We start from the raw sequence: 14,624 nt of genomic DNA, 5'->3' as shown, positions 1-14,624 counted from the left end.
TAGTCCCCCTTGATAAGGGGGATTTAGGGGGATCCCTTTGTACCTCATGGCATAGAGAATTGCTATATTTGGTTTATAATGTAAACTATAAGCTATCATCATTCAGCCTAATCTTGATAGCTTACTTAATTGTAGTTATTATTGGTAATAAAAAAAAACAGCTTCCTGTCTTTGATGACAACAAAAGACAGGAAACTGAAATAGCGATAGCATTTTTAGTTAAGATGTAAACAAGGGAACAGGGAACAGGAAAAAGTTGAAGGGATCTAAGGATGGGATGAATGCGATTGGCCTAGGCCACGTTACGCGATTGACCATAGGTCACGCTAAGCGATTGACCATAGGTCACGCTACGCGAACGCATTTTTGGCTTGAGGCGATCCCATCGTTCGATACCCCATTAGCACTAAAAATCTTCCCACACTTCCCACACTCCCCCATCTCCCCATCTCCCCATCTCCCCATCTCCCCATCTCCCCATCTCCCCATCTCCCCACACTCTCTTCCGGAGGGGAATTAAGAAATAGTCGTGATTGCCCGACCAATATTAATTTGCAGGCCATCTAAGGATTCTTGGCTTTGGATAATACCAATCAGTTGCTCAGAACCGTTACCTTCAAAACCGTCAGCATCGAAGAAGATTCCTAGACCAGAAACGCCATTAAGAAGCTCAACATCTTCTAATGTATACTCTATGGCTCCTTTGAGCTGGATAACGTCTTTACCGGGTTCAAAGTCAGTAATCAAAGCGTAGCTTGGAGGGGGTTCTGTGGGAGGAGGCGCAATGATGAATCGAACTTGACTATCATCATAATAAACTGTAAAGGGATCTCCGAGAACGAAGGTATCTTTGCCTGCACCACCAGTGAGAGTATCCCTCTCCAACTGACCCGGTTGTTCGTCAAAGATATCTACACCAACTAAGGTATCATTGCCACTGCCACCGTTGAGGGTATCTTTGCCAAAGCTACCCATTAAGTTATCGTTGCCACTGCCCCCAAACAGTCTGTCATTGCCAGTATCGCCATCAAGACTATCATCGCCTTGGTTTCCAAACAGCAAATCATCATCTCCCCCACCGTTGAGGGAATCGTGACCTAGTCCGCCCAAGAGTATGTCCTCATCATCCCCTCCATTTAGGGTATCATCACCGCTTCTACCGAAGAGAAAGTCTTTGCCATCAAAACCATTGATCTCATCGTCAAACCGAGTACCAACGAGAGTATTATTCCCCTCATCACCGTTGATAACTGCCATGTTAACTTCTCCTTGTTTTTTTCCCAATAGGGAATCAAGCCTTCTATAGTTATTACAAACGATTTATCTCTAGTTGTATTGCCACATTGGCTGAAATTTAGATTCTAGGGTTAATGGGTTAATCAGGGAATAGGGAGTAGGGAGTAGGGAGTAGGGAGTAGGGAGTAGGGAGTAGGGAATATGCCATCAAAAATTCTCACAATTCCGACACGGATTGCTATAGCAACCCACTGGGCAAAAGCAGCTTCAGGATTAAAAAAACTAGTTCGTTCTTGGAAGGAGTATATATGCTCAGCAGAAGTTTTGTTTCTTAGAGGGTTCCAATGACTAGTCATAATAGATGTCTCGCCGATGAGCCACTTTGTGGATTGTGATGCACTTAGCCTCATTGTCAAAAGAGTAAATTACCCTGTAATCCCCAATTCTGAGTTTGAAGAGACCACTTAAATTTGCACTGAGTGCTTGGGGAGTAATTCCATCAAAGTTATCGCAAAGGAGCGCGAATTTTTTGTATAATTCGCTCTTGCACCGTTGAAGTAACTGACTCCAAGCCGACCATTGCCTTTGCTGTAAACTCTACGCGGTAGCTCATTACCAATTCAAGCTAAGTTTCTCAGCTACTTCCTCTGCAGGAATACCAGGCTCTCCAAGCTGAGTGCGATGCACCGAATCAATCAACTCTTGCACAACCTCAGGTCTTAGTTGTTTATTTTTATCAGGATCGCTCAACAGTGCTTCTAGAGTTTCAGTCACTGTTTCTTGGATGAGAACCTTAAACTCTTCAATTGTGAGGTCTTTAACTGGCATTGTCTCTCCCATCACATAGTTACTCTATAGTATACACTTTTTTATAGGAGATTGTTAGTTTCTCGAATTGGAGACAATTCGCTAGCCAAACTATAACCAAGTTTTTAATCTCTGTACTGCCTAACTTGTGCTGCACTTTAGGGACAGACGATCCCTTGGGCTTTTCCAAGAGATCCGTGCCGACGTAAACCGAGTCGTTAGCGCTGCATCTGTTAACTATAAGTATGTTCAACGCTATTAATCTGCTTTAATGGGTTCGGGTAAACTAGTTAATTAACGTTGCCCAGCCAGTATTAAAATAATAATAAATTGTCTAAACTAGTTTTGTTATTACTGTTGCTTGTAACTTTTATTGAAATTCAATTTTTACCTTCAACATTAAACCTTAAACTGTCAACAAACTGCCACTTATAGTCTCGTTAAAACCTAATTTTGTATAATCTTTAAATTATACAAAAAATAAAATAAAATAATTTGGTGGATTTTTGATAAAGTAATTATAAGAGCCAACATAAATCAACTAAATTACCTAAACTGTCAACGGTTAACACACCACTGAAGTCAATAAATAGCAACTGAATCGAATCTATGAATAGCCCTTTTCTCAATCACCTCCATAGCCCAAAGCGCCCGGTTATCGTATTTGATGGGGCAACTGGAACCTCTCTCCAAACCCAAAACCTCACTGCTGAAGACTTTGGTGGACCTGAGTACGAGGGATGTAATGAGTACCTAGTCCATACTAAACCAGAAGCAGTGGAAAAGGTGCATCGGGGCTTCCTGGAGGTGGGAGCAGATGTGATTGAAACCGATACCTTTGGCGGTACCTCGATTGTACTGGCAGAATATGATCTAGCTGACCAAGCCTATTACCTCAATAAAGCTGCTGCGGAACTAGGGAAACGGATGGCAGCGGAATACTCCACTCCAGAAAAACCTAGGTTTGTGGCAGGGTCCATGGGTCCTGGTACTAAACTCCCTACCCTGGGACATATTGATTTTGATACCTTGAAGAACGCCTATGTGGAACAAGCCTTAGGGTTGTATGATGGCGGTTCTGATTTGCTGATCGTGGAAACCTGTCAGGATGTGCTGCAAATTAAGGCAGCCCTGAATGCCATAGAAGAGGTATTTGAAAAAAAAGGGGCAAGACTGCCACTGATGGTATCGATCACTATGGAAGTGATGGGTACTATGCTGGTAGGGTCAGAAATTAATGCGGCGCTAACGATTCTAGAGCCTTACCCGATTGATATCCTTGGTCTTAACTGTGCCACTGGGCCAGAGCAAATGAAGGAACATATCAAATACTTGTCTGAATGTTCCCCATTTGTGGTTTCTTGTATCCCTAATGCTGGATTACCGGAAAATGTCGGAGGGCATGCTCACTACAGGCTTACTCCCATGGAACTGCGGATGGCACTGATGCATTTTGTAGAGGATTTGGGAGTACAAGTTATTGGTGGCTGTTGCGGTACTAGGCCAGCTCATATTGAACAGTTAGCGGAGGTTGCCAAAACCCTGACCCCGAAGGAACGGCATCCTAAGCATGAACCGTCAGCAGCATCGATTTACAGCTCCCAGCCTTATGAGCAAGATAATTCTTTCCTAATTGTTGGTGAACGGCTCAATGCTAGTGGTTCTAAAAAGTGCCGCACCATGCTCAATGCAGAAGATTGGGATGGATTGGTATCTTTGGCTAAATCCCAAATCCGGGAAGGCGCTAACGTCCTAGATGTTAACGTGGACTATGTGGGACGGGATGGAGTGCGGGATATGAACGAATTGGCCTCCCGTTTAGTAAAAAATTCTACCTTACCCCTGATGCTGGACTCTACGGAATGGGAAAAGATGGAGGCTGGCTTAAAGGTGGTTGGGGGTAAGTCTATCCTGAACTCCACTAACTACGAAGATGGGGAACCTAGGTTCTATAAGGTACTGGAGTTAGCTAAAATCTATGGCGCGGGAGTGGTAATTGGTACTATCGATGAAGATGGTATGGCTCGGACAGCGGATAAGAAGTTTGAAATTGCTAAACGTGCTTATAACGATGCGATCGCATATGGTATCCCAGCTCATGAACTCTTCTTTGATACTCTAGCGTTACCAATTTCCACAGGAATTGAGGAAGACCGGGAAAACGGCAAAGGGACAATCGAATCCATTCGTCGGATTCGGGAAGAATTGCCTGGGTGTCATGTTATCCTGGGTGTTTCTAATATTTCCTTCGGACTAAACCCAGCAGCACGAATTGTGCTTAATTCTATGTTCTTGCACGAAGCAATGCAAGCGGGGATGGATGCAGCCATTGTCAGTGCTAGTAAGATTTTACCCTTAGCCAAGATTGAGCCAGAGCATCAAGAGGTTTGTCGAAAACTGATTTATGATCAGCGAGAGTTTGATGGGGATGTGTGTACCTATGACCCCTTGGCCGAGCTGACTACTCTGTTTGAAGGCAAAACCACAAAACGCGATCGCTCCCAGGATGAAAACCTATCGGTAGAAGAGCGGCTCAAGCGTCATATTATTGATGGGGAACGGATTGGTTTAGAAGAACAACTGGAGAAAGCCCGAGAAAAATATCCTCCCCTGGAGATTATCAATACCTTTTTGCTCGACGGTATGAAAGTGGTAGGAGAACTATTTGGTTCTGGGCAAATGCAGCTGCCGTTTGTATTACAATCTGCTCAAACCATGAAGGCAGCAGTGGCTTATTTAGAGCCATATATGGAAAAATCTGAAGCAGGTAAGAATGCTAAAGGTACCTTTGTAATTGCTACGGTGAAAGGAGATGTTCACGATATTGGCAAGAATTTAGTAGATATCATCTTGTCCAACAATGGCTACGAGGTGATTAACTTGGGGATTAAACAGCCAGTGGACAATATTATTGATGCTTATGAAAAGCACAATGCTGACTGTATTGCCATGAGTGGACTACTGGTGAAGTCTACCGCCTTTATGAAGGATAATCTGGCAACCTTTAATGAGCGGGGAATTACGGTACCAGTTATTCTAGGGGGTGCGGCTCTAACACCAAAGTTTGTCCATAAGGACTGCCAGAATACCTACAACGGTCAGGTGATTTATGGTAAAGATGCCTTTTCTGACCTCCATTTCATGGATAAGTTAATGCCAGCCAAATCAGCTGGTAACTGGGATGATATCAAAGGGTTTATCGATGAGCTAGAGAATGGTTTAGCAGTTGAAGAGTCTTCGGAATTGAAAGTTGACAAGTTGCAGGAGAATGGTTCAAAAGACAACTCTCAACCAGTAACTCCCCTTTCAACTCCCCCAGATACTAATCGTTCGGAAGGGGTAACCTTGGATCTTGAGCGTCCAACACCGCCATTCTGGGGAACCAAGATACTCCAGCCAGAAGATATTTCCTTCGAGGAAGTCTTTTGGTATCTGGATTTGCAGGCGTTGATTGCTGGACAATGGCAGTTTCGGAAGCCAAAGGACCAGTCGAGGGAGGAGTATAATCAGTTTTTGAAGGAAAAGGTTGACCCAATTCTGGCCAAATGGAAGGAAAAAACTCTTGCTGAGAACTTGTTACATCCCCAGGTAGTCTATGGATATTTTCCTTGTTTAGCTGAGGGGAATTCCTTGATAATTTATGATGCCCAAGGGATGAATTCCGAAGGCGCTAAAGACTCGAAGGAATTGCAAGAGGTGGCACGATTTGAGTTTCCTCGGCAACGGTCTGGTAAGCGTTTGTGTATAGCGGATTTCTTTTTACCGAAGGAGTTGGCAGAAGCTGGTCAATTCGATGTGTTCCCGATGCAGGCGGTAACTGTAGGTGATATTGCCACAGAGTACGCTAAGAAATTATTTGATGGTGATCAATATACCGATTATTTGTATTACCACGGATTGGCGGTACAAATGGCTGAAGCCTTGGCAGAGTGGAGTCATGCTCGGATTCGTCGGGAGTTAGGGTTCGCAGATCAAGAACCCGATAGCATTCGGGATGTGTTGGCTCAGCGCTATCAAGGTTCACGGTATAGTTTTGGCTATCCCGCTTGTCCAAATCTCCAGGATCAGTACAAGCAGTTGGATTTGTTGGAATGCGATCGCATCAAGTTATACATGGATGAGAGTGAGCAGTTGTATCCAGAGCAATCTACCACGGCAATTGTAGCTTATCACCCAATCGCTAGATATTTTACTGCTTAGAGGTTGTCTGAGAAGTCTCATTTGCTACATCCAAGCCCCCTAAATCCCCCAATTTTGGGGGACTTTTAGAAGCAAATTGACTCTTGTTCCCCCCAAAGTTGGGGGGCTAGGGGGGCAAAATTCAGTTGAGCTAGCAAGATTTCAGTTAATGAACACTGGAATCTTGCACCATTGTTATTAATCATAGGGTGGGCAGTGTTTATCAAGGTGCTAAAGCACCTTGGTGAAGCTGTATCAAGCATTGCCCACCCTACATGATCTAGGAAAAACTGGTAACAGACTCGGAACAATGTCCACCCATTTAATATTTACTCCCAATAGTATATAATGATTAATTAGGCAAAACTAAAAAACGAAAAAGTCATCGAACGTCGATGATCATAACCTTTGGTAACGTGGGATGGGTGGTCAAGATAAAAGTCATAGGATACAGATAATTGTCGCTGTAATTGGCCTGGTTGGTGTACTGGGGGCAGCTGTGATCGCGAATTGGCATAATTTGTTTCCTAAGGAGAGTATCAAGTCTCAAAAGTTTGGCCCAGAAACAGTAAATTGTACTGGCAGTGGCCAAGTATGCAGTAACCGCTTCGCAATAGATGTAACAACGCGCGGTGTCTTAAAAGTCAAGTATGACGTCCCCCCTACTCATTGCAGCCCAATTAAAATCCATTTCTACCTTGACGGTAACCGTGTTCGTTCTACAGGTACCCTTGGGTGGAGGGGCGCATCTGGCCAGTTCAGTAGCCTTCCCTTGACCTCAGGTACAATTGATCTTGGTCCTGTTTCCTCAGGAAATCATTCCGTTAGTTTAGAGGCAGAAGGGGAAGCTGTGGGTTGTAATCGTGGGCAGCTCAATTCTTGGTTAGGGAATGTACAGGTCTGGACATCAGTTTTGGATAAGTAGGAGCAAAGCGGATAGTTTGTTGGAATGCGATCGCATCAAGTTATATATGGATGAGAGTGAGCAGTTGTACCCAGAGCAATCTACGACAGCAATTGTAGCTTATCACCCAATCGCTAGATATTTTACTGCTTGATCGGTCAGCTTTTTGAGAATTGACTCTTGTTCCCCCCAAAGTTGGGGGGCTAGGGGGGCAAAATTCAGTTGAGCTAGCAAGATTTCAGTTAATTAATACTGGAATCTTGCACCATTGTTATTAATCATAGGGTGGGCAGTGTTTATCAAGGTGTTTGTCCAGCTTGGTGAATTTGTATCAACCACTGCCCACCCTAAATGACCTCGAACTTGCCATTCGTGCGTATATAAATGATGCTCTCCTCTCCCGTTTTAGACGAGACCTGATGCTCCGACTCTCCCTTTGAGCTGAAATAACTGCCCGGCACCAAGGTCTTGACCTCGGTCTCACTCGGCACTTGGTACTGTGGTTGACCCTGGATTACTACAGCGCGAAAGGTTGAGCCGTGGCTAAGTATTTTTCCAGTAAATTTAGCCGGTAGCTTCACAAGGGTTCCGTTCAACTGATCGTCCTGTGGGTTGCCCCAAAGAAAGGCTACCTTTGGTCCATTGGCAGAGGCTGGCATTCCGGGCTGATCGATCCAAACGATGTTCGATGCGTCCACGTTGATCGGCTTGTCTTCGCTATAAAACGCCTTCTCTGCAGGAAGGACTCCAAATGCATCCTCAACCTCTATGTACGCCAGGCTGTTATTACCCTTGGCAGCGGTAATATGCACACCTCCAGCTGGCTGGGTCCAGAAAGAACTCCCAGGCATATAAATTTCCTCCGCATTAGGATGACCGTTGTGAATGAGGCCACTAATGACCACTCCTCGGTAGGCGATATTGTGAATATGAGGTGGTGACTTGAAGCCGTCTGCTGGCTTAAGAAGAAAGCCTGCTGCTCCAGGGCCAGTACGATCGCCCCAAAGAGTACCAGCCTGCGGGCTCTTGTCACCGCGAGCGGGGTTGAGTTGCTCCCACTTGACTTCGGAGGTCAAGACAACCTTGGGGCTTGGTTCGGCTGCTGATTTCGGAGTGATACTTTCGGATGGAACCAGCGAGCTAGTGCAGGCAGCAATTACGAGGCTTGTAAGTGCTAGTGCTAGAAACCTTCTCATATTAATTCTCCTTTACGTGGGGTATTGAGAGATATGACAAGTCTAATAATACCTGTTGTGAAAGTAGCAGCGATTCCAGCAGTTATGACTTCAGCAGCACTGATTATGGCACCTCTAATGATACCTGTTCTAATAGTAGTAGTGACTATAACAGCAACTCCCGCAGTAGTGACAGCAGTGATTTCAGTAGAAGTAATGATTGGTATTTAAGGTGTTCTATGATGAGAAGGCTATCCAGTTTTGGGACGAAGATAATTCTGAGATATAAGACCGATTTTTACGGCTATATCTAAACTATAAAATGCGAATATTACTGTTGGTTAATTGTTCCAAAAATCAGAATAATTTAAGTCACAAAAGCCACCAAAATTAAATTAAACACTATCGAGGATAAAACCATGAAACCAGAATATGACCTTGCCAATATGAAAAGCCGCCCCAATCCTTATGCAAAAAAATTGAAGCAACCAGTAACTTTGCCTTTGAGGATTGATGTAATAGAATATTTTGAAGCCAAGGCGCAAGAAAAAGGAATTTATTACCAAGAATTAATCAATTTATACCTTCAGGATTGTGTTGTCAGTAAACGAGAACTCTCCTTTGAGTAGTTCGATTGCTGAGCTTGTAAAGTGGGAACCCTCAGCTTAAAAAGGCTGCCAAATTTTCTCGGCTCATAAATTAACATATAAACTTGATAATATTCCCATTCTCTTGTCACTTTTATGGTAAGCATTCAGTCATCAGCTAATGGGCGTAGCCCATTAGCTTAAAGCTTTTGTATCTGGGTTGTAAACATACGAATTACTGAAAAAGGCATCCATGCAAGAGTGGAAAGAGATCCTCAGTATTATTGTCCAATAAAAAAAGACCATACAGGTTTACATTTTAAATAAAAATGCTATATAACTGTCTTATGTTTTTGCAATTTATCAGGCTTGTAGCTGGGTTTTCACCCCGTTTCTTTGATTTCAAGAAAATTTATGACTCAAACCGTATCTTCCACTACCGACGAAAATCTTAACTTAGGTATTCTGGCTAAAGAAGCTGGAATAGCTCTGATCATAAAATTTGCAGGTATTCTTCTGACTTATGTAGTGCAGGTTTTCCTGGCGCGATGGATGGGTACCACTGAGTATGGCATTTATGAATATGTGATTGCTTGGTCTATCCTCTTAGCAATTCCCGCAGGATTGGGTTTACCCCATACCGTTTTGCGCTTTGTCTCCCAGTACCAGGTCAAAGAAGAATGGGGACTGTTGCGAGGGATCGTGCGCAGTAGCTGGTTGATCACTATTCTCGCTAGTCTTTTGCTTAGCTTGCTAGCTGCTGGTGTAATTTTACTGCTGAATTATTACCACAACTTTGCTTATGCCACTCCTTTATTAATAGGTATCGGTCTGATACCATTACAAGCCCTAGTAAATTTGCAATTGGAAACTTCCAGAGCTGCCAAGGATGTTACTTTAGCATACGCGCCATCACAAATAATTTGGCCGGTTTTGGTAGTCTGTGGCGCATTTCTGTTCATACAGACAAGTCATGACCTCACCGGAATTTCTACGATCGCGATCGCTGAAATCGCCTTCCTAGCTGCCCTGTTATTCCAGTTTGGATTGTTATTGTTTAAGTTAAATGAAGAATTTGAACCCAGCAAGCCGGTCTATGCCATTCGACAGTGGTTGGGTGTCGCTTTCATTTTGTTATTACAGCAGAGTTTTTTGAAAATTCTTGGTAAAATCGACACGATTATGGTTGGTTCAATATTGGGACCAGAGCAAGCAGGGATGTACGGTGCGGCGGTGAATACGGCTCAATGGGTTAGTGTTGTGCTGAGCATTATCAATATAGTTGCCGCTTCCAGTTTCGCAGCCCTTTACGCTAAAAACAATATCGAGGGTCTGCAAAAGGTGGTTTCCGCAGTTGCCCTGTGGATTTTCTGGCCTTCTATGGCTATTTCCTTATTGCTCACGGTCTTCAGTCAACCCATTTTAGGAATATTTGGCTCAGAATTTATCGCAGCGAGTTTGCAACTCAAAATTTTGGTTTTAGGCAATTTAGTAAGTGCTTTATGTGGTTCTGTCGGCTATTTGATGGTGATGACGGGTCATCAAAATAAATCTTTACCCGTTTTTATTTATGCGACTATTCTCAATATCGTGTTAAATGCGATCGCCATTCCCCTCATCGGTGGAGTAGGGGCAGCTATAGCTACAGCTTTCTCTAAAGCGCTGTGGAATATTTGGCTCAGTTTTTTAGTGGTGAAATATGTAGGAGTAAGTCCCCTAGTTTTCAGGGGACTTTTTCAAGGGGGTTCAAAATCGGAGGGAATCTAGTTACTCCACTCGATCAAGCATTACTCGTAATTGAGAAAGGGGCTTTTGGGGCTCCTTTACTACACTTTCCAGAAGAAAGTGGTATTTTCTGGCGATGCGAGCAACTGTCGTGCCGTCCAAGATATCGGTAATGTACCTGAAGTCAGCGCTATAACCTCCGTCTTTAGCCAACATCCGCAAATGTAGGTTTCTGACTACGGCTTTCTTTTTCATCCCGATAAATGAGACTTCCATTTCAGGTAGTTCCAGTTGTTCGGAGTTGGTTGCATTAATCACATTGAAACCTACGGAAGTAGGATATTTGAATTGCTTGCCTTGGGCTTTCCAGATATCCACGAGTTGAAGAAAAGGCAAACTATTGTGGGCGTAACCATTACGGACAGTTTGCTGTATGCGATCAAGTAATTCGGCAAAAGTAGGATCGCCTTTTAAATCCAAACGCAGGGGTAGGATATTGCCAAAAGGACCAATTAAGGATTGGGCTTCTTTCCTCAGGCGATTGACGAAGATGGAATCAATGGCAAAGTCTTCTTGGTTAGCAACACTGCCAAGAACTACTCCGTAGGCTGACAATAAAGTAACGTATAAAACTACCCCGGCTTTCTTACTGATGTTTTCCAAGCTACTCTTCAAGTCGGCACTAATCTTTAACGGTTCGGAGCCTTGGCGAAATGTGGGGTTGGCTGGAAGGGGCCGATCGGTCGGTAACTCCAAAAGTTCCGCTCCCGCCAGGGTTTTTCGCCAGTAGTTGAGGCACTTGTCCAAGGTCCCTGCCTGCAGCCATTGCTGATACCACTGGGCATAGTCGGTAAATGTCATGGCCAGTGGTGGCAAGGGTGAGGGCTGTCCAGAAGCAAAGGCCGAGTAGAGAGCGTTTAATTCATGGATGAATAAGCCCCAAGACGAAGCATCAGTGGTCGCGTGGTTGATGCAGGGCATGAGAATATGGGAGGTTTCGCTCAAACGCAGGATATTAACCCGCAGCATCGGACCGTTGACTAAGTCGAACTGACGCAGGGAACATTCTTCGAGATAGTTCCGGATTACCTGGGACTCTTCGTTTTCTGGTATATTGGGGCAGTCTACTACTTCAAAAGCTGGCTCCATTTCTGGGCGTACCACCTGTACCACAGAACCATCTACTTTTTCCAAAGTGGTGTGGAGGGGAGTGTGACGGCGGGCAATTTCTTTAATCGCTTCCTGCAAGACCTTGAGGTTTAATGGGCCTTCAATGCGCCAAATGCGCCAAGTGTTGTTGTAAAGTCCCTCTGGATGTGCACGCCACCACATGTATTCTTGTTCGACGGTAAGGGGTAACGAATTGCTGAGCGAATTCTCCGAGGGGCGATCGTAACCCAAAGACTCTGCTACCTTCCAAGTTTCTGGGCTCAAAAAGTCTACCTTATATTCTTCCTTCCAGCGCTCAGCAACTTTGGCATTAATCCCTTTGTAAGTGTGGAATTTAGGATCTCCCATCATCCTGGATACAGCGTGAACCCCATCGGTCATGCGCTGCTTCTTTTCCTTATAAGGTTGGAGCATATCGGGATGGAAATCTATCCCGATAAATTCACATAACTGATCAACAGTAGTTTCGGGTTGCTGCACTAAGTCTTCATATTTAAGCTGATGCTGACGGGAACTGGGTATATTCTTGAGGAACTCTAATATATTTTGGTGACTTATCAACCACATCAATTCTCCTTTTTGCTCCACTGAGAACTGGTTTTCTTCCATGGCCACCAACAAATCTAACCTGGCCTCTTTCATTGAACGAATTGTGGCCAGGGGATGGCGCTGGAGGTGGATATAAAGGGGATTTTCAAACTCTTCCTCCGCACGTTGCAGAACTTCTGGGTTAAACACATAAGGTGGAGTCTTATCAGCTATGATTTGACCTGGCAGCCACTCTTGCATCAAAGAGAAAAACTCCTTGGTACTCAAGTTTTGTTCCTCTAACTCCTCCATAATCTGCTGTGCTTGTTCCCCATCACAGTTTTTGATTTCCATGATAGCGCGAATTACCCCTTCTCCCAGGAAATTATTGCGCCCAGAAAAAGCAGCTTTGCGTTCCGCAAGAGTATTAAACGAAAGCAGATACAACTCTGGTGGTGCGAAAAGTTGTGGGTGTCCGGCCATAATCACCCTTAATAAAGTAGAACCAGAGCGTCCGGTACAGAGGATGAAAATAGCTTGTTTATTTTTCTTACCAGATGTATCGGATTGAACAGATTCCCCACAAAGGTGATGCAGTAGATATTGCCGCATCTGACCAATTTGCTTGGTGTTCAGTTTCTCTACTAATGTATTACTTGTCTTACTGACAACTTTACCTTCTGTTTCCTCAGCTAGCTCCGAATAATTTTCTTGAAGATATTCAGCTAATGTAGCAATTGTTGGCGCGTCAAACAGGGCAACTGGGTGCAGAATTTTGTTCAGTTCGTCTTGTAGCTTGTTCACCATGGCCATTGCCACGATCGAATTCCCCCCCAGTTCAAAGAAGTTATCTTCAATACCGACCGTTGGAATTCCGAGCACATCCTGCCAAATCGAAGCCAGTTGATGTTCTAATTTGTTGCGGGGGGCAATCTTTTCCTTACTCGATCGGGCATTTTGATCACCCAACTGTTTCAGAATTTGGGTAAATTCTCCGGCTTCAAAACCCTTACTCAATTGTAAGCGTTGGATTTTCCCGATACCGGTTTTCGGAATCACCTCCCGAGGAACGGGAATCAAGTAATCTGGATTGACCCCGATTTTGGAAATCACCTGCTTTCGAATCGTCTGCAACAGCGGCAGTATTTCTTCATCTTTTTGAGTCGTCAAATGGAAGAAAATCCCTAGTTTTTCTGTTGAGCCACCTCCATCTCGAACCGCACAAGCTGCGGTATAGGAAACTTCGACCCCTTCTACTTCTTCGACTACAGTTTCAATTTCCTGACTGTAGTAATTTGCGCCATTGATAATAATGGTCTCTTTGGCTCGACCGGTCAACACCAAGTGTCCGTTGGTGATGAAACCTAAATCTCCAGTATCAAACCAACCATTTTCTAGAAAAGATGCCCGATTCGCTTCAGGATTTTTATCGTAACCTGGAGAAACGGCATCGCCACATACTTGCAAGTGACCTATAGTATCTTCGGGCAAAATCGACTTTTCTTCATCGACAATCCGAATCGTTACTCCTGGGATAACTGGCCCTAGATCGGCGAAAATGCTGCTGTTGGGATGTTCTGCCCCGACTCGTTTAATGGTTCCTTTTAAAGAGTCTTTATCTACCCGATGGAACTTTAAAGGAGCCTCTGGTGTGGGCTGATAATAGGTTATCCCCGAACCCAACTCTGCCATCCCAAAAGCGGGGCGAATTGCAGTTTTACTCAAACCATAGGCTGCCATATTCTCCATAAATTCCTCTACGGCTTGGGAAGAAACAGCTTCCCCTGCTGTGAGTAAGAATTGCACGCAAGACAAATCCCAGGTTTGATTTGGTTCTCGTTCCAGCAAGTCATTAACCAGAGAATAGGCAAAGTTAGGTGCCCAGCTATAGTTGACTCTGTATTTATCAATTAAATCCAACCAGTTGAGAGGGCGACCTAAAATATATTCCTTTGCTGCGTAAACTTGTTTGCAGCCCAATTCGATACAACGGATATGCCAGTCGCAGATGCTGCCGATGTGGTCAAAAGGCAGCCAATTCAGGATTACATCTTCTGGTTGATGGTGATTGAGAATATTGGCTCCCCTGGAGCGAGAGATGAGATTGCGGTGGGTCAGTCTCACGCATTTGGGGATTCCCGTACTGCCAGAGGTGAGATTAAAAAATGCCGTTTCCTCTGGCTGACTGGGGTAATAGGATTTATCTGGGGCGTTGTGCCTTAAGGTTTCAATGCAGCTTACTTTTTGCTCAGATCCTGATAAAAAGGAGTGGATTTTTTCTGGCAGTTCTTTGTTAGTAATGATGAAAGGTTT

General features: G+C 44.2%; 13 protein-coding genes. 6 read left to right on the top strand and 7 right to left on the bottom strand.

The features are described from left to right. Positions 1 to 230, top strand: a 230-nt coding sequence (locus F6J99_RS15470; protein WP_293113702.1) for a hypothetical protein, incomplete at its 5' end; no start/stop codon positions are given. Between the two features lie 115 nt (positions 231 to 345). Here the strand turns inward: F6J99_RS15470 and F6J99_RS15465 are convergent. From F6J99_RS15465 to F6J99_RS15450, 5 genes are all read right to left on the bottom strand, one after another. Further along, positions 346 to 489, bottom strand: a complete 144-nt coding sequence (locus tag F6J99_RS15465) for a hypothetical protein (RefSeq protein ID WP_293113701.1) — start codon at positions 487 to 489, stop codon at positions 346 to 348. Positions 490 to 516: 27 nt separating this feature from the next. Continuing rightward, positions 517 to 1,257, bottom strand: a complete 741-nt coding sequence (locus F6J99_RS15460; RefSeq protein ID WP_293113700.1) for a calcium-binding protein — start codon at positions 1,255 to 1,257, stop codon at positions 517 to 519. 122 nt (positions 1,258 to 1,379) lie between these two features. Beyond that, a complete protein-coding gene (locus F6J99_RS15455) occupies positions 1,380 to 1,592 on the bottom strand; it encodes a hypothetical protein (RefSeq protein WP_293113699.1) in 213 nt (70 codons plus the stop codon). Beyond that, positions 1,585 to 1,731 (bottom strand): type II toxin-antitoxin system RelE/ParE family toxin, encoded by a 147-nt coding sequence (locus F6J99_RS45590; protein WP_365973399.1) that lies wholly within the window; start codon positions 1,729 to 1,731, stop codon positions 1,585 to 1,587. Before F6J99_RS45590 ends, F6J99_RS15455 begins: the two co-directional genes overlap by 8 nt. A gap of 117 nt (positions 1,732 to 1,848) precedes the next feature. Next, the gene (locus F6J99_RS15450) at positions 1,849 to 2,064 is read right to left on the bottom strand and encodes a hypothetical protein (protein WP_293113698.1); all 216 of its coding nucleotides are present in this window, start codon (positions 2,062 to 2,064) and stop codon (positions 1,849 to 1,851) included. 588 nt (positions 2,065 to 2,652) lie between these two features. Between F6J99_RS15450 and metH the strand changes: the two genes are divergently transcribed. Next, positions 2,653 to 6,243: a methionine synthase gene (gene metH / locus F6J99_RS15445; RefSeq protein ID WP_293113697.1), complete on the top strand. Its 3,591-nt coding sequence runs from the start codon at positions 2,653 to 2,655 to the stop codon at positions 6,241 to 6,243. 400 nt (positions 6,244 to 6,643) lie between these two features. After that, positions 6,644 to 7,147, top strand: a complete 504-nt coding sequence (locus F6J99_RS15440; RefSeq protein ID WP_293113696.1) for a hypothetical protein — start codon at positions 6,644 to 6,646, stop codon at positions 7,145 to 7,147. A gap of 326 nt (positions 7,148 to 7,473) precedes the next feature. On the opposite strand, the gene F6J99_RS15435 is transcribed toward F6J99_RS15440, so the two are convergent. Beyond that, positions 7,474 to 8,202, bottom strand: a complete 729-nt coding sequence (locus tag F6J99_RS15435) for a DUF4437 domain-containing protein (protein ID WP_293113695.1) — start codon at positions 8,200 to 8,202, stop codon at positions 7,474 to 7,476. Between the two features lie 153 nt (positions 8,203 to 8,355). On the opposite strand from F6J99_RS15435, the gene F6J99_RS15430 reads away from it, so the two are divergent. The 3 genes from F6J99_RS15430 to F6J99_RS15420 all read left to right on the top strand — a co-directional run bounded on the left by F6J99_RS15430 (position 8,356) and on the right by F6J99_RS15420 (position 10,655). Next, positions 8,356 to 8,532: a hypothetical protein gene (locus F6J99_RS15430; RefSeq protein WP_293113694.1), complete on the top strand. Its 177-nt coding sequence runs from the start codon at positions 8,356 to 8,358 to the stop codon at positions 8,530 to 8,532. 188 nt (positions 8,533 to 8,720) lie between these two features. Next, on the top strand, positions 8,721 to 8,930 hold the full coding sequence (locus tag F6J99_RS15425; RefSeq protein ID WP_293113693.1) for an antitoxin: 210 nt from the start codon (positions 8,721 to 8,723) through the stop codon (positions 8,928 to 8,930). A 372-nt stretch (positions 8,931 to 9,302) separates the two neighbouring features. Next, complete coding sequence (locus F6J99_RS15420) at positions 9,303 to 10,655, top strand: oligosaccharide flippase family protein (RefSeq protein WP_293113692.1); 1,353 nt, start codon at positions 9,303 to 9,305, stop codon at positions 10,653 to 10,655. Here the strand turns inward: F6J99_RS15420 and F6J99_RS15415 are convergent, their stop codons facing one another. Next, positions 10,656 to 14,543 (bottom strand): condensation domain-containing protein, encoded by a 3,888-nt coding sequence (locus tag F6J99_RS15415; protein WP_293113703.1) that lies wholly within the window; start codon positions 14,541 to 14,543, stop codon positions 10,656 to 10,658. Positions 14,544 to 14,624 lie beyond the last annotated feature (81 nt).

Origin of the sequence: Moorena sp. SIO4G3 (genome assembly GCF_010692305.1) — a bacterium.
GTDB classification, from domain to species: Bacteria; Cyanobacteriota; Cyanobacteriia; order Cyanobacteriales; family Coleofasciculaceae; genus Moorena; species Moorena producens_A.
Note: the sequence above shows the minus strand (reverse complement) of the source record. Positions and strands in the feature narration are given on the sequence as shown.

Coding starts and splice junctions, on each gene's coding strand:
- F6J99_RS15465 (WP_293113701.1), bottom strand. CDS start 489: ATGGGGAGATGGGGAGATGGGGAGATGGGGAGATGGGGAGATGGGGAG.
- F6J99_RS15460 (WP_293113700.1), bottom strand. CDS start 1,257: ATGGCAGTTATCAACGGTGATGAGGGGAATAATACTCTCGTTGGTACT.
- F6J99_RS15455 (WP_293113699.1), bottom strand. CDS start 1,592: ATGACTAGTCATTGGAACCCTCTAAGAAACAAAACTTCTGCTGAGCAT.
- F6J99_RS15450 (WP_293113698.1), bottom strand. CDS start 2,064: ATGCCAGTTAAAGACCTCACAATTGAAGAGTTTAAGGTTCTCATCCAA.
- metH (WP_293113697.1), top strand. CDS start 2,653: ATGAATAGCCCTTTTCTCAATCACCTCCATAGCCCAAAGCGCCCGGTT.
- F6J99_RS15440 (WP_293113696.1), top strand. CDS start 6,644: ATGGGTGGTCAAGATAAAAGTCATAGGATACAGATAATTGTCGCTGTA.
- F6J99_RS15430 (WP_293113694.1), top strand. CDS start 8,356: ATGACAAGTCTAATAATACCTGTTGTGAAAGTAGCAGCGATTCCAGCA.
- F6J99_RS15425 (WP_293113693.1), top strand. CDS start 8,721: ATGAAACCAGAATATGACCTTGCCAATATGAAAAGCCGCCCCAATCCT.
- F6J99_RS15420 (WP_293113692.1), top strand. CDS start 9,303: ATGACTCAAACCGTATCTTCCACTACCGACGAAAATCTTAACTTAGGT.